Genomic DNA, 25,391 nt, shown 5'->3' with positions numbered 1-25,391 from the left:
CCGGCGCTCTGGGTGCTCTCAGTGTCCGGTGACGCCATGGTCGATCCAACTCCTCAGCTTGGCGGCCGCCTCGGCGACCAGGGGTTCGAACAGGATGACCACGCGCTCGCCGGGAATCGCCTCGATCGCGAGGTTCCCCTTCACCACGCCGCTCCAGCCCAGATCGGGCCGGTCACCGGCGGGGGCGAACAGCGCCACGTCACCGTCGTACGGCTCGTGCCGGTAGCGGCCGACCGCGTGGGCGTTGGCCCGGAACACCCGCAGGAAACGCCGGGCCTGCTCGACGTCGGCGGTGTCGGGCGCCAGCCGCCGCTCCCGCCCGGCGGCGGCGATGACCGCCATCAGCATCTCCTCGGGGTCGAGGCGGGCGAACTCCGCGGTGTCCGTCTCCAGCGGCCCTCCCGCCAGCGCGTGGGTCATGAGCGAGGCGTCGTCCTCCAGCGAGCTGGTGATCACCGGCTCGTCCGCGTCGGAGTAGAACAGCACCAGCAGCGGTACCTCCTCGCCGAGGTCGCGCAGCCGCCTGGCCATCTCCAGCGCGATGTTCCCGCCGATGCAGAACCCGCCCAGCACGTACGGCCCGCTGGGGCGGACGGCGCGCAACCGGTCGACGTAGTCCTCGACCATGTCGGCCATGGTGGTGTGCGGTTCCTCGCCGGGTGCCAGGCCGCTGGCCGCGATCGCGTAGACGGGCTGGTCGGGGCCGAGCCTGCGGGCCATCGGGTGGTAGCGGAAGACCTGCCCGCCCAGGGCGTGCACCAGGACGATCGGGACGCGGTCGCCGTCCGCGTTGAGCGTCACCACCCGCTGCTCGCCCAGGTCCTCCGGGCGGCGCAGCACGTCCGCCAGGCCCGCCACGGTCGGCGAGGCCAGCACGGTCGCCACGGGCAGTTCCCTGCCGAACTCCTGCCTGATCCGCACGGCCAGCCGGAGCGCCAGCAGCGAGTGCCCGCCCAGGTCGAAGAAGTCGTCGAACACCCCGACCATGGGGACGTCGAACAGCTCCTCCCAGATCGCCGCGACCCGCCCCTCGACCGGGTCCCTCGGCGGCACCCGGAATCCGTCCGCGCCCGCCGCCGGGTCCGGCGCGGGCAGGGCCTTCCTGTCCAGCTTGCCGTTGGAGGTGAGGGGGAGCTCCTCCAGCGTCATCCAGGCCGACGGGATCATGTGGTCGGGCAGCGTGGCCCGCAGCCTGGCCCGCCAGTCGACCGCCGGCCCCGCCTCGCCGGTCACCACGTAGCCGATCAGGCGGTCGCCGTCGACGACGACGGCCGCCGCGCGGACCTCGGGCTCGGAGAGCAGCGCGGCCTCGATCTCGCCGGGTTCGACGCGCATGCCGCGGATCTTGACCTGGGTGTCGAGGCGGCCGAGGTATTCGAGCTCGCCGTCGGGCCGCCATCGGGCCCGGTCCCCGGTGGCGTACAGGCGGGAGCCCGGCGGGCCGTAGGGGTCGGGGACGAAGCGCTCGGCGGTGAGGCCCGGCCGGCCCAGGTAGCCGCGGGCCAGCTGGACCCCGCCGATGAACAGCTGCCCCGGGGTGCCCACGGGCGCCCGGCCGAACCGCTCGTCGAGCACCTCCAGGCGGGTGTTGTCGACCGGACGGCCGATCGGCACCGCCTGCTCGGCGGGGTCGCACCGGTGCCAGGAGACGTCGACCGCGGCCTCGGTCGGGCCGTAGAGGTTGTGCAGCTCCACCCCGGGAAGCCGTTCGGCGAAGCGCCGCACCAGGTCGGCGGGGAGCGCCTCGCCCGAGCACACCACCCTGCGCAGCCCGCCCGCGCCCGGCCCGCCCACAGCCGACCCGCTCACGTCCGGCCCGTTCACAGCCGGCCCGCTCACGTCCGGCCCGTCCACCCGGTCCATGACCGGGGTGTCCGCGTCCGGGACGCCCAGGGCCTCCAGGCCGGGAGTGTCGAGGAACGGGTCCAGCATGGACGGCACGAAGTGCGCCGTGCTGACCCTCTCGCGGGCGATCAGCTCGGTGAGGTAGCCGGGCTCGTAGTGCCCGCCGGGCCTCGCCACCACCAGCCCCGCGCCGGTGACCAGCGGCCAGAACAGCTCCCACACCGACACGTCGAACGAGACCGGCGTCTTGTGCAGGACCCGGTCGGCCGGGGTGAGCCCGTACGTCGCCTGCATCCAGCGCAGCCGGTTCACGATCGCCCGGTGGGACACCCCGACGCCCTTGGGCCTCCCGGTCGACCCCGACGTGAAGATCACGTACGCGAGAGAGTCCGGCGGATCCTCCCGCGAGGAGATCTCGGAGGGAGCCTCCGGGGAAGCCGCCGAGACGGTGGGCAGCAGGACGACCCGCGTACCCTCGGGAGCCTCGCCCGCCAGGTCGGCGGAGGTCAGCAGTATCGAGGCGCCCGCGTCGTCGAGCATGCCCCGCGTCCGACCGGCCGGGTGGCCGGGCTCCAGCGGCAGGTAGGCGCCCCCTGCGGCGAGGACGCCCAGCAGCGCGGCGGGCAGGTCCGCGCTCCGTTCGAGCAGCACCCCCACCGGCTGATCGCGTGACACCCCGGCGCGGCGCAGTTCCCCGGCGATCGCCAGGGCCCGGCCGGCCAGCTCGCGGTAGGTGGTCCACGAGCCCTCGAAACCCACGGCCGGAGCATCGGGCGTCCGCCCCGCCTGGGCGAACACCAGGCCGTGCAGCGTGCCGCCCGGGTGCTCGCGCCCGGTGGCGTTCCAGCGGTCGATCGCGTCGTTCTCCGCCTCGCCCACGCCCGGATCGCCGGTCAGGGCGTCGATCACCCGCCCGGCCAGGGACTCCATCTGCTCCGCCGGGAACTGGGAGGCGTCGTAGGAGACCGTGAGGGTGAGGCCGCCGCCGGGCACCCGGACGAAGGCCACCGTGCACGGCATGTCGGTCTGCTCGAAGAACTCCTGCCCGGTGATCGCCACGCCGTCACCGGACAGTCCTCCGTACACGTGGAAGTCCCGGAAGTCGAACAGCGTGTCCAGCAGCGGCGAGCGGCCCGCGATCCGCTGGATCTCGAACAGCGGGTAGCGCCGGTACGGCACCGCGGCCACCTCGGCCTCGAAGACCCGCCTGACCAGCCCGGCCCGGTCGGCCCGGTCGTCGGCGTCGAGGCGGACCCGCAGCGGCAGCGTGTTGAGGAACAGCCCCAGCACCTCGCCGCCCCCCTCGGTCTCCGGCCTGCCGTGGCTGAGCACGCCGGTCATGACCTCCCGCTCGCCGGTGACCAGGCCCAGCGCCGTCACGTACGCGGCCAGCAGGGTGGTGCGCAGCGGGACCCGCAGCTCGCGGCTCTGCCGCTCCAGCGCCGCCACCGTCTCGTGCGGCACCGGTACGGCGACCACCTCGGCGGCGCGCGGCCCGCCGGACGGGAACCCGGGCAGCCGGGGCAGGCGGCTCTCCGGGGCGCCCTCGACCCGCTCCCGCCAGAACTCCCGCGCCGCCGCCGAGCCCACCGCGGCCCGCTCGGCCGCCACGAGATCCCTGAACAGGGCCCGGGGCGGGGCCGGTTCGCGTGAGCCGCGGGCGGCGTAGCGGCCCAGCAGCTCGGTGACGAGCGCCGCGACGCTCCAGCCGTCGAGGACGGCGTGGTGGAAGCTGAGGCTCAGCGCGAACTCGTCGTCGTCCAGCACGTGCGCGTACGCCCGCAGCAGAGGCGGCGACGACCAGTCGAACCCGGTGTGCTTCTCGGCCTCCCGCCACGCGGCCAGCCGCTCCCGGGGGCCGTCCCCGTCCGGACCGTCCCCGTCCGATCGCAGGTCGGCGACCTCCAGCGGGATGGTCGCGGTGTCGTGGACGAGCTGCAGCGGCTCGCTGAACCCGGTCAGGTCGAACGAGGTGCGCAGCACCGGGTGCCCGGCCGCGACCCCGGCCAGCGCCCCGGTCAGCGCCGGGACGTCCAGGGCGCCGCGCAGAGTGATGGTCATCAGGTCGTGGTAGGTGGGACTGTCCGGTTCGAGCTCGCTGTGGTAGAGCATCCCCGCCTGCAGCGCGGCCAGCGGGTACGCGTCCTCGATCATCGCTCGCCCTTCCTGAGCTTGGCCAGATCCGCGGCGCCGAGCATGCCGAACGCCTCGGTCGCCCCGGTCGCGGCCTCCGGCTCCGGGGTCGCCGTCGCGGCGGGCCCGGTGTCCGGTGTGTCCAGTACGGAGGCCAGTTCGGCCACGGTCTGGTGGGTGAACAGCTGCTGCAGGTCGAGCCCGTAGCCCAGGTCCCGCAGCCGGGCCACCACCGAGAGGCTGCGGATCGAGTCGCCCCCGACGCCGAAGAACCCGTCGTGGCGGCCGACCTTGTCCAGGCCGAGCACGTCCTGCCACACCTGGGCGACGGCGCGTTCCGCGTCGGTGCGCGGCGGCTCCCAGGGGAGGTCGCCCCGGCCGGGCGGCGGCGGCAGGGCGGCCCGGTCGAGCTTGCCGTTGGGGGTGAGCGGGAGGGCCTCCAGCGTCACCCACGCGGTGGGGATCATGTGCTCGGGCAGCTCGCCCCTGAGCCACTCGCGGGGATCGACGTCCACAGCGTCCACAGCGTTCGCTATGTCCGCTGCGTTCGCTGTGCCCCGCGCCCCCTCGCGCCGCACCCCGTACCCGACCAGCCGGGCTCCGGCGCCGTCGTGCCACACGCCGACCGCCGCCGCGCTCAGGTCCGGGTGCCCGCCGAGCACGGCCTCGATCTCGCCGGGTTCGACGCGCATGCCGCGGATCTTGACCTGGGAGTCGAGACGGCCGAGGTACTCGATCTCGCCGTCGCGCCGCCATCGTGCCCGGTCCCCGGTGGCGTACAGGCGCGAGCCGGGCGGGCCGTAGGGGTCGGGGACGAACCGCTCGGCGGTGAGGCCCGGGCGGCCCAGGTAGCCGCGGGCCAGCTGGACCCCGCCGATGAACAGCTCGCCCGGCGTCCCGGCCGGTACCGGGCGCAACGCCCCGTCCAGCACGTACAGGCGGGTGTTGGCCACCGGGCGGCCGATCGGCACGACCTTCTCGCCCGGCGTGTAGCGGTGCCAGGAGACGTCGACCGCGGCCTCGGTCGGCCCGTAGAGGTTGTGCAGCTCCACCCCGGGCAACCGCCCGGTCAGCCGCTCCGCAGCCCCGGCCGTCAGCTCCTCGCCGCTGCAGATCACCCGGCGCAGCGAGCCGCACTCCTCGATCCGTTCCTCCGCGGTGAAGGCGGCGAGCATCGAGGGGACGAAGTGCACCGTGGTGATTCCCCGCTCGACGACGAGGTCGCGCAGGTAGGCGGTGTCCCGGTGGCCGTCGGGGCGGGCGAGCACCAGGCGGGCCCCGCTGATCAGCGGCCAGAAGAACTCCCACACCGACACGTCGAACCCGGCGGGGGTCTTCTGGAGCACGGCGTCGCCCGCGTCCAGGCCGTACGTCTCCTGCATCCAGCGCAGCCGGTTGACGATCGCCCGGTGCGGCACCCCGACGCCCTTGGGCCGCCCCGTGGACCCCGAGGTGAAGATGACGTACGCGAGCGAGCCGGGCAGATCCCTCGTCCGGCGGCCCGCGTCCGCCGGCTCCGCCGGGGAGCCGAGGGCGGCGGTGAGCTCCACGGCCCCGGCGTCGGCGAGCATGGCCTCGACACGGCGCTCGGGCAGCCCCGGGTCGAGGGGAAGGTAGGCGGCCCCGGCCTTGAGCACGGCGAGCAGCCGCACGGGCAGGTCGAGCGAGCGCTCCGCCCGCACGGCGAACACCCGCTCCGTGCCCGTGTCCGCACCGGCGCGCAGCCGCGCGGCGAGCAGGTCGGCGCGGTCGTTCAGCTCGGCGTAGGTCAGCGTCTCGCCCTCGAAGAGCACGGCCGGGGCGCCGGGGGTCCGCGCGGCCTGCGCCTCGACGAGACCGTGCAGCGTCTCCTCGGGCGGGTACGCGGTCCCGGTGTCGTTCCAGCCGGTCAGCACCAGGTCCCGCTCGCCGGGGGAGAGCATCTCCAGGTCGCCCACGCGGGTCCCCGGAGCGGCGACGGCCGCGCGCAGGAACGTCTCGAAGGACGCGGCGAGCCGCTCGACGGTCTCCGGCAGGAACAGGTCGCGGTCGTAGACGAACCTCGCAGCGAGGCCGTCACCGGTCTCCGAGGCGTACAGCTCCAGGTCGAACCGGGTCGAGGTGGTGTCCGGCGCGAACGGCCCGGCCACCGGCCCTCCGGCCCGATCGGCCGTGGACCCGGTCGTCCACCCGGCCGCCGCCGCGGCCCCGGTCCCCTCTCCAAGGGCGGACGCCACAGGCCCGGCCACCGGTACGGGCCGTCCCGCCGGGACCGTGCCGCCCAGGTAGCTCTGCAGGGCGAAGAGCACCTGCACCACGGGCGGGCGGGTGGCGTCCCTGGCCAGGTCGAGTTCGGCGACCAGTTTCTCGAACGGCAGCTCCTGGTGGCCGTAGACCTCCAGGGCCGCGTCGCGGGTGCGGCCGAGCAGCTCGGCGAACGTGGGATCGCCCGCCAGGCGGGCCCGGAGCGGCAGCAGGTTCACGAACAACCCGACCACGTCCTCGAACTCCGTCAGGTCGCGTCCGGCGACCGGCGAGCCCACCGCGAAGTCGTGCTGTCCCGACCAGCGGGAGAGCACGGCCTGGAACCCGGACAGCAGCGCCATGTAGAGGGTCGCGCCGCGTTCCCGCGCGAGTTCGCCGAGCGCCCCTGTGAGCCCGGCGTCCAGCCGCAGGTCGTGCCAGGCGCCCCGGTGCCCCTGCCTGGCCGGCCGGGGCCGGTCGAGGGGAAGGTCGAGCGGGGGCAGCGCGGCCAGCTCCTCCCGCCAGAACTCCAGGTGCCGTTCCAGGCGCGGTCCGGCCAGGCGCTCGCGCTGCCAGAGCGCGTAGTCGCCGTACCCGACGCGCGGCTCCGGCCGGCCGGCGCGCTCGTCGTGGCCGTCGCGGCCGTCGCGGCCGGAGAGCAGCTCGTCCAGCAGGAGCTCCGCCGACCAGCCGTCGGCCACGATGTGGTGGACGGCGACCAGCAGCACGTGGTCCTCGGGGGCGAGCCTGACCAGGGTCACCCGGAGCAGCGGGCCGTCGCCGAGGTCGAAGGGGCGTGCCGCGTCGGCGCTGACGACCCGCCGCGCCTCCGCCTCCGCCTCCGCCGCTCGGGAGCCGGCCGCCGGGACCGGTCCCGCCGAAGCGGTACCCGCCTCGACGACGCGGATCGCGATCCGCGCCTCCGGCGCCCCGGCCGGGACGACCCGCACCTCGGGCCTCCCGTCCGAGGAGGCGGGGAAGCGCATCCGCAGGCTCTCGTGCCGCGTCACGGCGGCGTCCAGCCGCGCGTCCAGCGCCGCGAGGTCCAGCGGCCCGCGCAGCCGTGCCGCCGCGGGCAGCACGTAGGCGCCGGTCCCCGGGCTGAACTGCTCCATGAACCAGAGCCGTTCCTGCGCGAACGACAGCGGTGGCGCCGTGCCCTCCGGACGCCGTACCGGTCCGGGCCCCGCCTCGGGACCCGCGCCGGGCCCGGCCTCCGCCAGCTCGTCCAGCGCCTGCGCCAGCCTCCGTGCGGACGGGTGGCTGAAGGCCAGCTTCAGCGGCACGTCCAGCCCGGTCGCCGCGGAGAGCCTGGCGATCGTCCTGGTCGCCAGCAGCGAGTGGCCGCCGAGCTGGAAGAAGTCGTCGAGTGCCCCCACCCGCTCCACTCCCAGGACCTCGGCCCACACCGAGCACACCAGCTCCTGCGTGGCGGTCTCCGGGGGCAGGTACCCCTCGCCCGAGCGGTGCTCGGGGGCTGGCAGCGCGCCCTGGTCGACCTTCCCGCTCGGGGTGAGCGGGATGCGCGCGACCTCCACCACGGCGCTCGGCACCAGGTGCGGCGGCAGCTCCGCCGCGAGGTACTCCCGCAGCTCCCCGTCGCCGGGCCGGTGCCCGGCCTGTTCGCGGGCACCTTCCGCCCGCCCGGTGCCGCCGTCCGTCCGCTCGCCGGCGGTCCGGTCGTGCCGTACGACGTAGGCGACCAGGCGGCGGTCGCCGGGGGTGTCCTCCCTGACCGTCACGGTCGCCCGGCCCACCCACGGATGGGCCAGCAGGCGGGCCTCGATCTCGCCGGGTTCCACGCGGTAGCCCCGGATCTTCACCTGGCGGTCGAGGCGGCCGAGGATCTCCAGGCGCCCGTCGAGCCGGAACCTGGCCCGGTCGCCGGTACGGTACAGGCGCGAACCGGCCGGGCCGTACGGGTCGGGCACGAAGCGTTCCGCCGTCAGGGCGGGCGAGCCCAGGTAGCCGCGAGCGAGCCCGTCGCCGCCGACGCACAGCTCGCCGGGCGCGCCGGCGGGCACCCGGGCGCCGTGCTCGTCCAGCACGTGGACGCGGGTGGCGGACAGCGGGTGACCCACGGTCGGACGCCTGGACGCCTCGGCGGGGTCGAGCTCCCCGGCGGTGGCGATGATCGTCGTCTCGGTCGGCCCGTAGCTGTTGACCAGGGTGACGCGCTCGCCGTGCGCCTCGTACCAGGCGGCGAGCGCCGGTCCCGGCAGCGGGTCGGCGCCCAGGATCAGCAGGCGCAGCGCGGGCGGCCAGGAGGTACGGGCGGCGACCAGCTCCTGCCAGTAGGAGGTGGGCAGGTCCATCACCGTCAGCGACGCGCCCCGCGGGGTCCGCAGGAAGTCGGGAAGCGGCTCGTCGGGGGCGAGCACCAGCTCGGCCCCCGAGGTGAGCGCCGGGTAGATCTCCTCGGCGTGCGTGTCGAAGCCCACGGAGGCGAACTGGAGCACCCGGTCGTCCGGCCGGATGCCGTACTCGGCGCGCATCCACGCCACCCGCGCGTCCAGCGCCCGCCGCTCGACCTGCACTCCCTTGGGGGTGCCGGTCGAACCGGAGGTGTAGATCACGTACGCCAGGTTCCCCGGCCCGCCGGGCCTCGTCGCCCGGCCGTCCCCGGCGGGCGTCCGGGCGCCTTGCTCGTCCGGCCCGTCGGTGCGGGCGCCGGACGGTGAGCCGTCTCCGGCGCCCTGACCGTTTCCGGTGGCGGAGCCGTCCGCGACGCCGTCGAGCGGGATCGTCGGCAGGTCGCACTCCGGCGTGCCGTCCTGGGACAGCAGCAGCGCGGCCCCGCTGTCGCGCAGCATCCAGCGCAGGCGCTCGGCCGGGTAGGCGGGGTCGAGCGGGAGGTAGGCGCCTCCCGCCATGGCCGTCGCCAGCAGCGCCACGACCAGCTCGGGACCGCGCCGGGCGCACACCGCGACCACGGTCTCGGGGCCGGCCCCCCCGGCGGCCAGCCGCGCCGCCAGCCGCGCGGCGCGCTCGCGCAGCTCGGCGTAGCTCAGCCGCCGGTCGCCGTGGCTGACCGCGACCGCGTCCGGCGCCAGCCGCACCCGCTCCTCGAACAGCTCGACCACCCCGGCGGGACCGGTGGGATCGGCGGGATCGAGGGGTACGGGCAGCGCGGTGGACAGGGACGCGGTGACGGCGGGCAGGCGGTCCTCGGGGAGCAGCATCGCGGCCCGCAGCCGGGACAGCGGGATGTCGGGGTCGTCGGCGACGGCCTCCAGCACGCGCTCGTACCTGCGCAGCATCCTGGCCACCGTGTCCGGTTCGAACAGGTCGGCGTTGTAGGACAGCAGCGCGTACAGCGAGTCCGAGCGGGGCGTCACGTCGAGCATCAGGTCGAACTTGGCCTGCCGCGCTCCCGGATCGAACACGTCGGTCTCGATGCCGGGCATGACCAGCTCGGACGCCTCCTTGTCCTGCATCACGAACATCGCCTGGAACAGCGGCGTGGTGCTCAGGTCGCGCTCGACGCGCAGCTCGTTGAGCAGCCGCTCGAACGGGATGTCCTGGTGGGCGAAGGCGTCGAGCACCGTCGCCCGGACGCGGCCCAGCAGCTCCCTGAAGCCGGGGTCGCCCGACAGGTCGCCGCGGAGCGCGAGCGTGTTGGGGAAGAACCCGACGATCTGCTCCAGCTCGGGGCGTTCCCGCCCGGCGATCACCGACCCCACGCACACGTCGTCCTGCCCGGAGTGGGCGCCGAGCAGCGTCTGGAAGGCGGCGAGCAGCACCATGAACTGGGTGCACCGCTCGTCCCTGGCCAGCCGGTCCAGCCGGGCGGTCAGCTCCCGCCCGATCCGCCGCGCCGCGTAGTCGCCGTTGGACGACTTCACCGGCGGCCTGGGCCGGTCGGCGGGGACGTCCAGCGCGGGCACCCCGGCCAGCTGCCCGCTCCAGTAGTCGAGCTGGCGGCGCACCCGCTCCTCGTCCAGCAGCCCGCGCTGCCAGGCCGCGTAGTCGGCGTACTCCAGCACCGGCGCCGGCAGGTCCGCCTCGCGCCCCTCCAGGTGCGCGCCGTAGCAGGCGGCGAGCTCGCCCAGCAGGATCTTCAGCGACCAGCCGTCGGCCACGATGTGGTGCAGCACCACGCACAGCACGTGGTCGGTCTCCGACATGGTGATCAGGTGGACCCGCAGCAGCGGCCCGGCCGCCAGGTCGAACGGGCGGTTGGTGAGGTCGGCGACCAGCTCGGTCGCGCGGGCCTCCCGCTCGGTGGCGGGCAGCCGGGTGAGGTCGATCAGGTCGGGCTCGACCGGCAGGGGCGGCCCGATCTCCTGCACCGGGCTGCCCTCGTGCGAGGTGAAGCGGGCGCGCAGGGTCTCGTGCCGCTCCACCAGCCGGCCGAGCGCGTACCGGAGCGCCCCGATCGAGACGTGCCCGCGCAGCCGCTGCACCATAAACATGTTGTACGAGGCGTCGGAGGGGTCCAGCTGCTGCAGGAACCACAGGCGCTCCTGGCCGAACGACAGGGGAGGCGGCCCCCCGCCGTCCGCGCGCCGGGGGATGCCCGACGGCCGCCGCGGCGGCGGTTGCCGCCGCAGCCTCTCCTCCAGCGCGGCCCGCTGTTCCGGGCTGAGCCGCGCCAGCTTAGCCCTCAAGTCACTCATCCGCGGGGTCCTCCAGCGCGGCGAGCAGAGCCGCCCGTTCCTCTTTCGCCCTCAAGTCACTCATCCGCAGGGTCCTCCAGCGCGGCGAGCAGAGCCGCCCGTTCCTCTTTCGCCCTCAGATCACTCATCCGCGGGGTCCTCCAGCGCGGCGAGCAGCGCCGCCAGCTCCTCGTCGTCGTCCCCGAGCTGCAGCTCCAGCACGGCGAGGGCGTGCTCGGTCACCGTGGTGATCTCGAAGCACCGCCGCAGCGGCATCTCCACGCCGTACGTCTCCCGGTAGCGGGTGACCAGCAGCACCGCCAGCAGCGAGTGGCCGCCGAGCTGGAAGAAGTCGTCCTCGACGCCGATGCGCTCGCGGCCGAGCAACTCGCTCCACAGCGCGCACAGCTCGGTCTCCAGCGGGGTGCGCGGCTCCGTGTACGGCGTGCCGAGGTCGGCCCGGCCCGAACCGGTCGGCGCGGGCAGCGCGCCCCGGTCGAGCTTGCCGCTGGGGCCGAGCGGGATGTGGTCGATCCCGACGAACGCCTGCGGGATGAGCGCGGCGGGCAGCTTCTTGGCGAGCGTCCTGCGCAGCTCCGCGGTGAGCGCCGAGGCGTCTCCCGACCAGTCGACGTAGCCGACCAGCCCGCGCCCGCCGGGGGCGTCGTCGCGCAGCGCCACGACCGCCCGGCGCACCTTGGGATGCTCGGCGATCACGGCCTCGATCTCGCCGAGCTCGACCCGCCAGCCGTGCACCTTCACCTGGTCGTCCAGCCGCCCCAGGAACTCGATGTCCCCGTCGGCGCGGACCCTGGCCAGGTCGCCGGTCGCGTACAGCCGCGAGCCGGGCGGCCCGTACGGGTCGGGCACGAACCGCTCGGCCGTCAGGCCGGGACGGCCCGCGTAGCCGCGCGCCACCTGGACCCCGCCGATGTGCAGGTGCCCGGGCACGCCGACCGGCAGCGGCCGGAGCAGGTCGTCCAGCACGTGCAGGCGGTTGCCCGGCATCGGCGGGCCGATGGGCAGCGTGTGCAGCGCGTCCACCCCCTCGGGCTCCACCCGCCAGGCGGTCACGTCGACCGCCGCCTCCGTCGGCCCGTACAGGTTGTGCAGCTCCACCCCGGGCAGCCGCTCGAAGAAGCGGGCGGCCAGGCGCGGCGGCAGCTCCTCGCCGCTGCAGATCACCCGCTTCAGCGAGCGGCACGACTCGATGCCGGTCTCCTCCAGGAACAGGGCCAGCATCGAGGGGACGAAGTGCGCGGTGCTCACCGAGTGCGCCTTGATCAGGTCGCGCTGGTGGTTGGGGTCGCGGTGCCCGCCCGGCCGGACCGGCACCAGGGACGCCCCGGTGACCAGCGGCCAGAAGAACTCCCAGACCGACACGTCGAAGCTCGTCGGGGTCTTCTGCAGGACCGCCTCGGCCGGGGTGAGGCCGAACCGGTCCTGCATCCAGGCGAGCCGGTTGACGATGCCCCGGTGGGTGTTGACGACCCCCTTGGGGCGCCCGGTCGAACCCGAGGTGTAGATCACGTACGCTGCGTCGTCCGGGCCGGTCGCCGGGAGCGGCGTTCCCGGGGGCTGCGGTCCCCAGGTGTCGGGCGCGTCCAGCAGCACCGGTTTGACGGCGCCCTCGGGAAGCAGGTCGCGCAGGTGACGCTGGGTCAGCATCACCCGGGCCCCGCTGTCGGCCAGCATGAACGCCAGCCGCGACGGCGGGTACTCCGGGTCGAGGGGGACGTACGCCCCGCCCGCCTTGAGCACCGCGAGCAGGCCGACGACCAGCTCGGCCGAGCGCTCGGCGCACACCGCCACCGGGCTGCCCCGCCGCACCCCGATCCCGCGCAGCCAGCGGGCCAGCTCGGTGGCGCGCCCGTCCAGTTCCGCGTACGTCAGCGTGGCGTCACCGGTGACCACGGCCGGCGCGTCCGGCGTCCTGGCCACCTGGGCCTCGATGAGCGAGGTCAGCGAGGTCGGCGTCGTACCGGCCACGGAGGCCACAGAGGTCCCGGAGTCCCGCGCGCCCGTCAGGACGTCCACGACGCGCCCGGGGTCCTCGCCGGCGCCGAGCGCGACGACGTGGTCCCGCTGGGCGGGGGTCAGCAGCGGCAGCCGGGAGATCGGCGTCCCCGGGGCGGCGACCGCGGCCTCGACCAGCGTCTCCAGGCAGGCGCCGAACCGCTCGATCGTGGACCGGTCGAACAGGTCGGTGCTGTACTCCAGGCGGGTGTGCAGCCGCCCCTCGCGCATGTTGAGGTCCAGCTGCAGGTCCACCTTGGCGGTGCCGTTGGCGATCTGGCCCTCGTTGGTGTCGGCGGCCAGGTTGAACATCACCTGGTAGATCGGCGGCACGCTCAGGTCCCTGGTCGGCTGCAGAGCCTCCACCAGCCGCTCGAACGGCAGCTCCTGGTGGTCCAGGGCCTCGGCGACCGTGGTGCGCACCCGCCCGGCCGCCTCGGCGAACGTCGGGTCGCCGGTCAGGTCGGCACGCAGCGCCACGGCGTTGACGAACATGCCGATGACGGGTTCGGTCTCGGGCAGCAGCCGCCCCGCGATGGGGGTGCCCACCACCACGTCGTACTGCCCCGACCAGCGGGCCAGCACGGTCGCGAACGCGGTGAGCATGACCGTGAACAGCGTCGAGTTCAGGTCCTTGGCCAGGCGCTCGATCCCGGCCGACACCTCCGGGGAGAACGCGCCCAGCTGCATCTCGCCCCGGTAGGAGCGGCTGCGCGGGCGCGGCCGGTCGGCGGGCAGGGCGAGGTCGGCCGGGATCCCGGCCAGCCGCTCCCGCCAGTGCGCCAGCTCCTCCTCGACGAAGTCCCCGGTCAGCCGGTTCCGCTGCCAGACGGCGAAGTCGGCGAACTGGATGGGCAGCTCCGCCAGCTTGGGCTCGCGCCCCTCGCCGATGGCGTCGTAGCACTCCTCCAGCTCGTTGACGAAGACGTGGCTGGAGACGCCGTCGAACACGGTGTGGTCGAACACGCAGATCAGCCGCAGGTCGTTCTCGCCCATCCGCACCTGCCGCAGCCGCCACAGCGGCGCCTGGTCCAGCACGAACGGCGTGACCGCGTCCGACTTGGCCAGCCTGGCGAGTTCGGCCTCACGCTCGCCGGCGGGCAGGTGGGTGAGGTCGGTCTCGGTGAGCCGCACCGGGGGGACGGCGCCGCTGACGATCTGCACCACCTGGCCGTCCCTGAACTCGAAGACGGTGCGCAGCACCTCGTGGCGGCGTACCACGTGGGCGACGGCGGCCTCCAGCCGGCGCGGGTCGACCGGCTGGCGGGCGCTCATCGGCATGAGCATGCCGATGTTGTAGACGGCGAGCTCGGGTTCGAAGCGGGCGAGGAACCACATCCGCTCCTGCCCGGAGGAGGACGGGAAGACGTCCACCACCTGTTCTGTCATCCCGCGTCTCCCGCTTTCATCGCCTCGCGCAGGCTGCGCGGACGCATGTCGGTCCAGACCTGCTCGATGTGGGCCAGGCACTCGTCCTTGGTGCCGGTGAAGCCCGCGTCGTGCCAGCCGTCCGGGTTGTCGCGACCCGAGGGCCAGATGGAGTACTGCTCCTCGTCGTTGAGGACGACCTTGGTGTCGGGAAGGGGTTCGCTCACTGCTGCTCACTCCTGCGGGGGAGACGGGGGATCATGGTCTGGCCGGCGGCCGGGGCGGCCTCCGCCGCCGGGGTGGCGGCGCGCGCCTGCTCGATCAGCGCGGTGACGCCGGCCACCGTGGGCTCCTCGAAGAGGCTGCGCATCGGCAGCCGCACGCCCAGCTCCTTGCGGATCAGGGCGATGAGCTGCACGGCGATCAGCGAGTTGCCGCCGAGCTCGAAGAAGTCGTCGTCGACGCCGATGCGCTCGCCGCCGAGCACCTCGCTCCACAGCCGGGCGATGGCGGTCTCGACGTCGCCGCGCGGCGCCACGTAGTCGTCGGCCGCCGCGCCGCCGGGACGGGGGCGGTCCGACACGGCGGCCGGGTCCAGCTCCGTCTCGACCGTTTCCTGGGTGACCGACCCGACACCGGCCAGGTAGGCGGCCACCGGGGTCGCGGCGATCACCACCTGCGCGCCGAGAGGGGTGGCCAGCAGCCGGTGGAACGCCTCGGCGCCCTCGGCGGGGCGGATGCCGACCGCGTCGGGGCCCCCGGCGGTCGTCGCGACCTGGCCGCCCTGGTCGGGGACGGCGACCGTGCCCGCCCGCTGGGCTCCGGCGTCGGCCGTCACCCCGGCCACCACGGCGTCGGTGTTGATGCGGCGCAGCACGTAGTCGGAGATCTCGGTGACGATCACGCCGTCGGAGTCGATGAGCGTCACGTCGACCGCCAGCACCTCGTCGGTGCCGCTGTCGCGGAAGCGCATGTGGCTCCAGAACCTGCCGGGCAGCCGGTCCCTGACGGTGATGCGGCCGTAGCCGAGCGGCAGGTAGTGGCCGACGACGTCGATCCAGGTGAAGGAGGTGGCGCTGTCCAGCAGTGCCGGGTGCAGGCCCCAGCCGCCCAGGTCCTCCGACAGCTCCTCCGGCAGCTCGAACAGGCCCAGGGCCTCGTTCTGGCCGATGTACCACTTGCTCATGTGGCCCCAGTGGGGGCCGAGCGTGAGCAGCCCGGACAGCGGCACGCCGCCCTGGTCGTCGGACGCGGGGGTGCAGCGTTCGATGATCGCCGCCACGTCGGCGTGCCCGGTCGTCCCGGCGTCGACCCTGGCCGCGGTGCCGCGCGCGTGGGTGCGCTGCTCACCGCCGATGACGCTGCGCACCTGGAAGTCCGCGCCGTCGGCCTCGGTGCTGAACGTCACCCGCACCTCCGCGGAGGACCCGTCGGCCACCGACAGCGGCTCGACGAACACCACGTCGCGCAGCTCGACGGCGCCGGGGCCGGGCAGCACCACCTCGCTGGCGCAGCGGGCCAGCTCCAGGTGGCCGGTGCCCGGCAGCACCGGCACCCCGGAGATGCGGTGCCCGCCGAGCGCCCAGTGGGTCTCGGGGGAGAGGCTGCCCCCGGCCCAGCCGAGCTCCTCGCCGTCGGCCTCGTGCCAGGCGGAGATCACCGGGTGGTCGACGGCCCTGATCCGGTCGCCGCGCTGCAGCGCCACGAACCCGGCGGGCGCGGCGACCTCGGCCGCCATGCCGACCTCCAGCCACTTGCCCCAGTTGGCGGAGACGACCGTGGCCGAGCCCCAGCCGTGCTCGCCCCTGGCGTGCGCGTCGAGGAAGTTGTTGGCCGCGCAGTAGTCGACCTGGCCGAAGCCGCCCGCGACCGCGGTGATCGACGAGCAGAGCACGACGGCCTCCAGGTCGAGGTCGCCGAAGGCCTCGCGCAGCGCGAGCGTGCCGACCACCTTGGGCGCCAGCACCTGCTCGGCGGCGGACCGCTCCTTGATCTCGGCCATGCCGCCGCCGGGCAGTCCCGCGGCGTGCACGATCACGTCCACCCGGCCGAACCCGGCGATCGTCTCCTCCCGCACCCTGCGCATGTCGGCGGGGGAGGTGACGTCGGCGGCGAGCACCAGGACCTCGGCCCCGGCCTCCTCCATCCTGCGGATCGCCGCGATCGCCCGGCCCGCGCGGCCGGCCTCGTGCGCGTCCCACTCCGCCCGGTCGGGCAGCCCGGCCCTGGACAGCAGGACGAGCCGTACCCGGGCCCGCGCGGCGAGGTCCTCGGCGAGCGAGATGCCGATGCCGCCCAGGCCGCCGGTGATCAGGTAGACCTGCCCGTCGCGGGGACCCGCCCCGATCGCCTCGGCCGTCTCCGAGGAAGCCGCGGGCACCTCCAGCTGCTCGTAGTGCTGCAGCCAGCGGCGGCCGCCCCTGATGCTCACGGTGGGCAGCAGCCCGGCCTCGTCCGGCTCGGGCCTCCTGCCCAGCTCCGCGGCGGCGTGCCTGGCCCAGTCGCGTCCCTCGACGTCGACGTGGCGCACCCGCAGCCACGGGGTCTCCAGCGGCACCACCCGGGGGAACCCGGCGAGGGTCGCGTGCTCGGGGCGGCGCAGGTCGCCGCCGGTGACGTCCTGGGCCCCCGAGGTGAGCAGCGTCAGCTCCACCCCGTCGGCGGGCTGCGCCGCGGTCAGCGCCTGCACCAGGGCCAGCACGCTGAAGAAGCCGCGGTCCTGGGCCTTCCAGGTGCCCTCGGTCCCGGCGGCGGGCTCACCGCCGACGGTCCACGCGTGGACCACCCGTCCCGGCACCTCGCCCACGGCCGCCAGCAACGCGTCGTAGTCGGCGCGCTCGGCGGGGCGCACGGTGTGAACGCCTTCCGGGTTCTCCGAGGAGAACCCGTCGCCGGGCCGCACCTCGATCACCTCGGTCCCCGTCGCGCGCAGCGCGTCCACCAGCCCGGCCGAGCCGTCGTCGGCGAACACCAGGGCCCGGGTGAGCGGCGACAGCGGCGCCGGTCCCGGCGGGACCTGCCGCCACACCGGCACGCTGAACCAGCGGTCCAGCGGCAGGTCGTCCTCGACCGGCGCGGGGTTGGCCACGCCGCCGACGAACGCGCCCTGCGGGTCGGGGTCGATCCAGGCGCGCTGGCGCTCCCACGGGTAGGTCGGCAGCGAGACCCGGTTGCCCTCCTCGCCGAACGCCTCCAGCGCGACGCCGTTCACCCACAGGGTGCCGTACGCCGCCGAGAACACGGCAGTGTCTCCGGTGCCGCCACCGGCGTCCTTGGGGCCGGGCAGGGAGGACAGCGGCGCGACCGCGCCCGGCGGCGTCTGCGCCCTGGCCAGCCCGGCGAGCTGCTTGCCGGGGCCGCACTCGATCATGATCCAGTCGCCGTCGGCGAGCAGGGCCGCCACGCAGTCGCCGAACAGCACCGGCTCGCGCATGTGCCGGGCCCAGTACGACGGGTCCGTCGCCTCGTCCGCGGTGATCCAGGTGCCGGTCACGTTCGACAGAAACGGCAGGCTCGGCGCCGACCGCTCGACCCCGGCGACCAGCGCGTGGAACTCGCCCAGGATCGGGTCCATCATCGAGGAGTGGAAGGCGTGCGAGGTGCGCAGCTCCATCCTGCCGACGCCCTCCTCCTCCAGCAGGGCCGACAGCTCGGCGATCGAGGCCGGGGGGCCGGCCACCACGCACGTGCCGGGTCCGTTGACGGTCGCCACCGACACGTCGTCGGGCAGCAGCGGCCCGATCTCGTCCGGCGCGAGCTGCACGGCGAGCATCGCCCCGGCGGGCATGCCCTGCACCAGGCGGCCCCTGGCGGCCACCAGCCGCAGCGCGTCCGGCAGGCTGAAGACCCCGGCCACGGTCGCCGCGACGTACTCGCCGATGCTGTGGCCGATCATCCCGGCGGGCTCGACGCCCAGCGAGCGCCAGAGCGCGGCCAGGGCGTACTCCACGGTGAACAGGGCGGGCTGGGTCAGCGCCGTCTGCCGCAGCCGCTCGCCGGCCTCCTCGCCGGTGGCGAAGATCAGCTCGCGCAGGTCCTCGCCCAGCACCGGCCGCAGGATCTCGGCGCACTCGTCGACCGCGTCCCTGAAGACCTCCTCGGTGCGGTACAGCTCGGCGCCCATGCCCGCGTACTGCGAGCCCTGCCCGGAGAACAGGAACGCCGGGCGCGGGGTGCGCCGCGAGGCGGCACCGGAGACCGTGCGCTTGGGGTCGCGGAGCGCGGCGACCGCGTCGGCGACGTCGGAGGCCACCACCGCGCTCCTGCGCGACAGCTCCCTGCGCCCCACCCGAAGGGTGTGGGCGACGTCGGCCAGGTCGGCGTCGGGGTGGGCCTCCAGGTGCGCGGCCAGGCGCTCGGCGGCGGCGGCCAGCGCGGTGTCGGTCCTGCCCGACAGCCGCAGCAGGTGCGCCGGGCGGGGCTCGCGCCCCTCGCGCTCCTGGCGGGAGGGCACCGGCGCCTCCTCCAGCACGATGTGCGCGTTGGTGCCGCCGATGCCGAACGAGCTGACGCCCGCCCGCCGGGGGAAGCCGTTGCGCTCCCACTTGGTCGGCGCCCCCGTCACGTAGAACGGGCTCCGCACGAAGTCGATCTTCGGGTTGGGGCTCTCGTAGTGCAGCGTCGGCGGGATCAGCCCGTTCTCCAGGGCCAGCACCGCCTTGATGATGCTGGCGATGCCCGCCGACTGGCCCAGGTGGCCGATGTTGCTCTTGACCGAGCCGATGCCGCACCACTGGGTGTCGTCGGTGTCCTGGCCGAACACGCTGCTCAGCGCCGCGACCTCGATCGGGTCGCCCAGCGCGGTGCCCGTGCCGTGCGCCTCGACGTAGGTGACGGTGCGCGGGTCGACCCCGCCCACCCCGAGAGCCTGGGCGATCACCGCGGCCTGGCCGTCCATGCTGGGCGCGGAGAACCCGACCTTGCTCGCGCCGTCGTTGTTGATCGCGTTGCCCAGGATGACCGCCCGGACGTTGTCGCCGTCCTCGATCGCCTCCGACAGCCGCTTCAGCACGATCACGCCGCCGCCGCTGCCCCAGATCGTTCCGGCCGCCTTGGCGTCGAAGGCCCGGCAGTGGCCGTCGGGGGAGACGATGCCGTCCTCGTCGTACACGTAGCCCTGACCCTGAGGCAGGTCGAGCATCGCGCTGCCCGCCAGGGCCATGTCGCACTCGCCGTTGCGCAGGGCCTCGGCGGCGACGTGGATCGCGACCAGCGAGGTCGAGCACGCGGTGTGCAGGGTGTAGCTCGGGCCGCGCAGGTCCAGCTTGTACGACGACAGCGTGGCGCAGTAGTCGACGTGGTTGCCGACCATGACGGCGAGCCAGCCCGCGTTCGCGTGGGCCTGCGCGTTGCTCCTGATGTTGATCCACTGGTAGAAGTCCCCGCCGGAACCGGCGTAGACGCCGATCTCGCCCGGATACCTGAACGGGTCGTACCCCGCGTCCTCCAGGGCCGTGTGCGACAGTTCGAGGAAGAGCCGGTGCTGCGGGTCCCGGATCTCCGCCTCCCTGATCGACATGCCGAAGAACGCGGCGTCGAACCCCTGGTGGTCGTCGAGCATCATCGCGGCCGGTACGAAGTCCGGGTCGTCGAGGACGTGGTCGGGCACGCCGAGCGCCCGCTGTTCCTCACGGGTGAAGTGCGTCAGCGACTCGACTCCGTCGGCGAGGTTGCGCCAGAACTGCCTGGCGTCCCCGGCTCCCGGCACCCGGCACGAGAGGCCGATGATCGCGATCGGTTCGACGGTGGGCTCCTCGGCCATGCGGGGGTCCCTTTCTTCCATGCCTGGCGCGGTCGGCGCCGGTGCGGGGGGTTGGACGGGGATCGGTGCGGTTTCCGGTGCGCGAGGTCGTGCGGGTGGCGACGGGATCGCCGGCTCGGTCGTCGGGTGGGTCACCGGCCGGGTTCGCGCTCCGGGAGGTCGTGCGGTAGCCGGTTCGGTCTCGGACGTGAGGGGGTGGACGGGTGTCGGTCCGGCCTCGGGGGCCGAAGGGGGTGCGGATGTCGGTCCGGGTGCGGGTCCTGGCCCGGATTCGGCTGCGGGGCCGCGTCCGGGCTCGGATTCGGGTGCGGGTGATTGCGCGGTTGTCAGCTCGGCTTCCTTGAGCGGTCCTTGAGGCGGTCCCGCCGCACGGCGAGCCGCCGTGCGGCGCGGTCGAGGCCGGGAGTGGGGCCTCCACCGTCGAGATGCGCGGCCAGCGCGCGGATGGTCGGGTGGCGGAACAGGTCCACGATCGGGATCTCCCGGCCGAGGGCCGAGCCCAGGCGGGCCTGGACGGCGGCGATCGCCAGCGAGTGGCCGCCGATCTCGAAGAAGTTGTCGGCCGCGCCCACCCGCGGCACGCCGAGCACGGCCCGCCACACCTCGGCCACGGCCCGCTCGGTCGGGCCGGACACCTCCCCGCCCGCCTCGCCTCCCGGCCGGGACGCGGGAGGGCGCAGCGCGGCGCGGTCGACCTTGCCGTTGGGGGTGAGCGGCAGCGTGGGCACCACGATCACCTCGGCGGGCACCGCGTGCTCGGGCAGCACCGCGCGCAGGTGGTCGAGCAGCCGCGGCGCGGCCAGCCCGGGCCTGCGGGGCACCGCGTAGGCGTGCAGCACCGTCTCGCGCCGCTCGTCCCGGTCGGCCACCGCGGCGGCGGCGCGGACCTCGGGGTGGGCGGACAGCGCCGCCTCCACCTCGCCGAGTTCCACCCGGAAGCCGCGGATCTTCACCTGGTCGTCGCGCCGCCCGGCGATCGTCACCGTGCCGTCGGGGTTGAGGCGGCCGAGGTCGCCGGTGGCGAAGGCGTCCCCGGTGAAGCGGAGCCGGGTGAGCCCGGCGTCGAGATAGCCGGTCGCCAGGTTGGCGCTGCGCACGACCACCTCGCCCAGCTCGCCCACCCCGGCCCGGCCGCCGTGCCCGGCGACCACGACCAGCTCGCTGCCCTCGATGCCGCGCCCCGCCGGAACGGGTTCCGCGCTCTCGCGCAGCCCGGCGGGGATCTCGTACCAGGCGTGGGCCTGCGGGGTCTCGGTGGTGCCGTAGAAGGCCACCAGGCGGGCGGCCGGGACCAGGCGGCGCAGCCGCGCGGCGTCGGCGTGGGTGAGCCGGTCGCCGCCGGTCGCGACCAGCCGGACCTCGGGCAGCACCGCCGGCGCCGCGCCGGTCCCGCAGAGCATCCTGGCCAGCTGCGGGGTCAGGTGCAGGACGGTGACGCGGTGCTCGCGCAGCCACGCGACCAGCCGGACGGGGTCGCGGAGCAGTTCCCGCTCCGGCACGCACAGCCGGGCGCCGGTGGCGAGCGGCACGAACACGTCGCGCAGCGCGGGGTCGTGCGCCAGGCCCGACAGCAGGGCGAAGCGGTCGGCCGGGGTCACCGCGAAGGTCGCCGCGTACCAGGCGACGAAGTGCGCGAGCGGCCCCTCACCGGTCACCACCGGCTTGGGGTCGCCGGTGGTCCCCGAGGTGAGCGAGAGGTAACCCCGCTCGGGGTGCGGGTCGCGCGGCGCCTCGCCCGTCTCCGGCGTCCACGAGCCGGACGGCCCGGTCCCGGACGGCCCGGTCTCCGGGAGCGTGATCTCCGGGAGGCCCTCCAGGGAGGGCGCGCCCGGGCAGCGCAGGGCCGCCACGGCCCCGGCGGCGGCGGCCTGGCGGGCCAGCACCGGCGCCGGGTGCGCCGGGTCGAGGATCACCCAGCGGGCCCCCGCGGCCAGCACGCCCAGCAGCAGCCCGGGAAGCTCGGGGACCCGAGCGGCGAGTACCGCGACCGCCTGGCCCGGCTCCACCCCGGCCGCGCGCAGCGCCGAGGTCGTGCGACGGCGCAGCGCGGTGAGCTCGGCGTGCCCGAGGACCCGCCCCGCGCCCTCCACCACGACGTCGCCGTGCAGGGTGTCCAGCGGCCCGGGACCGTCCCAGACCGGCAGCGCGGCGGGCGGTTCCTGCGGGGCCAGCCGGGCCTCGCGCGCGGCCCCGCCCGGGTCGGCGAGCAGGTCGCCCAGCAGGTGCGTGTAACCGGCCAGCAGGGCGTCCATCCTGGCGGCGGAGAACAGGTCGGGGTTGTAGACGAGCTGCAGGGCGTATCCGTCGCCACGCTCGCTGACGTACATCGTCAGGTCGAACAGCGCGCCCGGCAGCCCCGCCGGCAGCGGCTCGGTCACGCATCCCGGCAGGTCCAGCTTGGGCTCGGCGAAGTTGTACATGTTGAACAGCACCTGCGTCACCGGGTTGCGCCCCAGGTCGCGCGGGACGCGCAGCGCCTCCACGACGCGCTCCAGCGGCACGTCGCCGTGGGAGACGACCTCGGCGAGCTCGTCGCGGCAGCGGGCCACGTGCTCCTCGAACGAGGCCTCGGGGTCCTGGCGCAGCCGCAGCGGCAGCATCCGCACGCACATGCCGATCAGCGACTCGAACGCGACGTGCCCCCGGTCGGCGTACGGGGTGCCGACGAGCAGGTCCCGCTGCCCCGACAGCCTGGCGAGCAGCTGCGCGAACGCGGCCAGCAGCACCGGGTACGGGGTGACCCCCAGCCGGACCGCCAGCTTCCTGACACGGTCTCCGATCTCGCCGTCAATCTCCGCTGTTCGGAGCGCTCCAAAAAAAGTTTGCACAGGTGGGCGGGGGGTGTCCCTGGGCAGGTCGAGCACCATCGGGGCGTCCTTCAGGTGCTCACGCCACCAGTCGACCCCGTCGCCGTCCGGGCGTTCCCTCGACCAGCGCGCGTAGTCGGCGAACGACGCGCCCGCCGGCACCCGCGGGTCGCCGCGGTAGGCGGCGCTCAGGTCCCGGTAGAAGACGTCCTGGGACCAGCCGTCGAAGACGATGTGGTGCGCGGTCACCGCGAGCACGTGGTCGTCCTCGGCCAGCCGGATCAGCCTGGCCCGCACCAGCGGGTCGCGCGCCAGGTCGAACCGCGTCCGCGCCTCCTTCTCCAGCACCGTCTCCAGCGCGTCCCCGGGGTGGGGGAGCGCCGAGAGGTCGTCGAGCGGGAGCGGCACCTCGCCGGGCGGGACGACCGTCACCCGGGGCACGCCGTCGCGGGAGGTGATCCGCCAGCGCAGCGTCTCGTGCGCGGCCACCACGGACTCCAGGGCGCTTCGCAGCGTGCCGTGGTCCAGCGGGCCGCGTACGCGCTCGGCCATCGCGATGTTGTGCGCGGGGGTGTCGGGGGCGAGCCGCTCCACGAACCACATGCGCCGTTGCGCGGGCGACAGCGACGGGGGTTCGCCCGAGGGGGAGGACCCCTCGGCGTCCCGCAGGGGGGCGTTCTCGACACCGGAGGAGAGGGCGCCGTAGGTGCGGGCCGCGTAGACGTCCTCGACCGAGATGTCCCGGCCGAGTTCCGCCCTGACGGCCGACACCAGGCGCATCGCCCGCAGCGAGTGCCCGCCGCGCTCGAAGAAGTCGTCGTCGGGGCCGGGGGCGGGGGCGTCGAGCACCCGCGCCCAGATCCCCGCCAGTCCCGGGGCCCCGGCCGCGTTCCCGGCCGTGTTCCCGGAGGCGTTCCCGTTGGTGTCCCCGGAAACCCCGGAGGTGTTCCCGGCGAGGCCGCGCAGGGCGGCGAGGTCGACCTTGCCGGAGGCGTTCAGCGGCAGGGAGGGGACGTGCACCACGCGGGTGGGCAGCATGTAGACCGGCAGCCGCCCGGCGCAGTGCGCCCGCAGGGCGGCCAGTCCCGGCGCGTCCAGCGGCGCGACGTAGGCGACCAGCTCGCCGGGGGCGTCGACCACGGCCTGCGTCACCCCGGGGTGCGCCCGCACCACCGACTCGACCTCGCCGATCTCGACCCGCTGCCCCTGGATCTTCACCTGCCGGTCCAGCCGGCCCATGAACGCGATCCGGCCGTCCTCCTGCCAGGCGACGTGGTCACCGGTGCGGTAGAGCCGCGCCCCGGGCACGCCGTCGAACGGGTCGGGCACGAATCTTTCGGCCGTCATGCCGGGCAGGCCCAGGTAGCCGCGGCTCACCTGGGGCCCGCCGATGTACAGCTCGCCGGGAACGCCGACGGGACACTCGCGCATGTCCGCGTCCAGGACGTGCGCCCGGCAGCCGCGCAGGGGGTACCCGATCGGCAGCGACCGCTCCCAGGTCCCCGACAGCTCGGTGCCGATCACGCAGACGGTGGTCTCCGTGGGGCCGTACCAGTTGTGGAAGCGGGTGTGCGCCGACCAGCGGGCCACCTGCTCGGGCCCCGGCGGCTCTCCGGCCGTGACCAGGTCGCGCAGGTGCGGCAGCCGGGCCGGGTCGACCAGCGGCAGCAGGGCGGGCGGGACGAACCCCCAGGTGACGTCGTGCGCCTCCAGGAACCGCTGCAGGCGGGCCGGGTCGGTCCTGTCGTCGTCCGGCACCAGCTGCACGCAGCCGCCCACGGTGAGCGGCGCGAGCATGTCGAGCACCGAGACGTCGAACCCGAGCGCGGAGAACGCGATCGACCGGCAGGTGCCGTCCAGTCCGAAATGGGCCGCCGCGGCCGAGGCGAACGCGACCACGGAGGCGTGGCTCACGACCACGCCCTTGGGCCGCCCGGTCGATCCGGACGTGTACAGAACGTAGGCGGCGTTCCCCGGCAGCGCCGGGCCACCGTCGGTGATCTCGCCGACGATCTCGGCGGCGCGCTCCGCCGCGATTTCGGTCAGGTTCCCGGCCGGGGTTCCGGCGGCGGTTCCGGAGCTGGTTTCGGACACGGTTCCGGTCGCGGCGCGCGTTTCCGGATCGACCAGGGGACGCCCGCATCCGTCCAGCAGCGCGCGGCCGTGGCCATCGGCCACGACGACCGCGACGCCCGCGTCGTCGAGCACCTCCTCAAGCCGCCGGCGTGGATGCGCCGGGTCGAGAGGGACGTACGCGCCGCCCGCCATCATGATGCCGAGGACGGCGACGGTCATCAGCGGCGTGCGCCTGGCACAGAGCCCGACCCGGTCCTCGGGGCGCACCCCGAGGACGCGTAGCCGCAGCGCAAGCGCGGTGGCGGCGTCGATCAGCTCGCGGTAGGTGAGGCCGGCCCCCCACTGGCGGATCGCCGGTGCGGAGGGCGTCCGCGCAGCCTGGGCGGCGACGAGGTCGCACAGCAGCGCGTCCGGGGCGATGTGGGATGGTCCCGCCGTCCAGGCGGCGGGAGCGGGGGCCGTCGGCGGCGCCGGTGGAGTGGACGACGGACCGTGCAACGAGGCGGACGACGAGTCCCCCCGCATCGCTTCGAGCATTCACCCCCCATAGCCCTAAACAGGGTT

6 protein-coding genes are annotated in these 25,391 nt (G+C 74.9%); all 6 read right to left on the bottom strand.

All coding sequences use genetic code 11. The features are described from left to right. Positions 1 to 18: 18 nt before the first annotated feature. Positions 19 to 3,999, bottom strand: a complete 3,981-nt coding sequence (locus AB0F88_RS01520) for an AMP-binding protein (protein ID WP_362676175.1) — start codon at positions 3,997 to 3,999, stop codon at positions 19 to 21. Further along, on the bottom strand, positions 3,996 to 10,820 hold the full coding sequence (locus AB0F88_RS01515; protein WP_362676173.1) for an amino acid adenylation domain-containing protein: 6,825 nt from the start codon (positions 10,818 to 10,820) through the stop codon (positions 3,996 to 3,998). The genes AB0F88_RS01520 and AB0F88_RS01515 overlap by 4 nt, the downstream gene beginning before the upstream one ends. Before the next feature lie 120 nt (positions 10,821 to 10,940). Further along, entirely contained in the window at positions 10,941 to 14,204 is a 3,264-nt protein-coding gene (locus AB0F88_RS01510; protein WP_362676171.1) for an amino acid adenylation domain-containing protein, read from the bottom strand. Beyond that, a complete protein-coding gene (locus tag AB0F88_RS01505; protein ID WP_362676169.1) occupies positions 14,201 to 14,410 on the bottom strand; it encodes an MbtH family NRPS accessory protein in 210 nt (69 codons plus the stop codon). The genes AB0F88_RS01510 and AB0F88_RS01505 overlap by 4 nt, the downstream gene beginning before the upstream one ends. After that, complete coding sequence (locus AB0F88_RS01500) at positions 14,407 to 19,944, bottom strand: SDR family NAD(P)-dependent oxidoreductase (RefSeq protein ID WP_362676167.1); 5,538 nt, start codon at positions 19,942 to 19,944, stop codon at positions 14,407 to 14,409. The genes AB0F88_RS01505 and AB0F88_RS01500 overlap by 4 nt, the downstream gene beginning before the upstream one ends. A 326-nt stretch (positions 19,945 to 20,270) precedes the next feature. Beyond that, positions 20,271 to 25,364, bottom strand: coding sequence for an amino acid adenylation domain-containing protein (locus AB0F88_RS01495; protein ID WP_362676165.1), 5,094 nt, complete (start codon positions 25,362 to 25,364; stop codon positions 20,271 to 20,273). Positions 25,365 to 25,391: the final 27 nt, after the last annotated feature.

This window comes from Streptosporangium sp. NPDC023963 (assembly GCF_040639135.1).
GTDB lineage: Bacteria > Actinomycetota > Actinomycetes > Streptosporangiales > Streptosporangiaceae > Streptosporangium.
Note: the sequence above shows the minus strand (reverse complement) of the source record. Positions and strands in the feature narration are given on the sequence as shown.

Coding starts and splice junctions, on each gene's coding strand:
- AB0F88_RS01520 (WP_362676175.1), bottom strand. CDS start 3,999: ATGATCGAGGACGCGTACCCGCTGGCCGCGCTGCAGGCGGGGATGCTC.
- AB0F88_RS01515 (WP_362676173.1), bottom strand. CDS start 10,820: ATGAGTGACTTGAGGGCTAAGCTGGCGCGGCTCAGCCCGGAACAGCGG.
- AB0F88_RS01510 (WP_362676171.1), bottom strand. CDS start 14,204: ATGACAGAACAGGTGGTGGACGTCTTCCCGTCCTCCTCCGGGCAGGAG.
- AB0F88_RS01500 (WP_362676167.1), bottom strand. CDS start 19,944: ATGGCCGAGGAGCCCACCGTCGAACCGATCGCGATCATCGGCCTCTCG.
- AB0F88_RS01495 (WP_362676165.1), bottom strand. CDS start 25,364: ATGCTCGAAGCGATGCGGGGGGACTCGTCGTCCGCCTCGTTGCACGGT.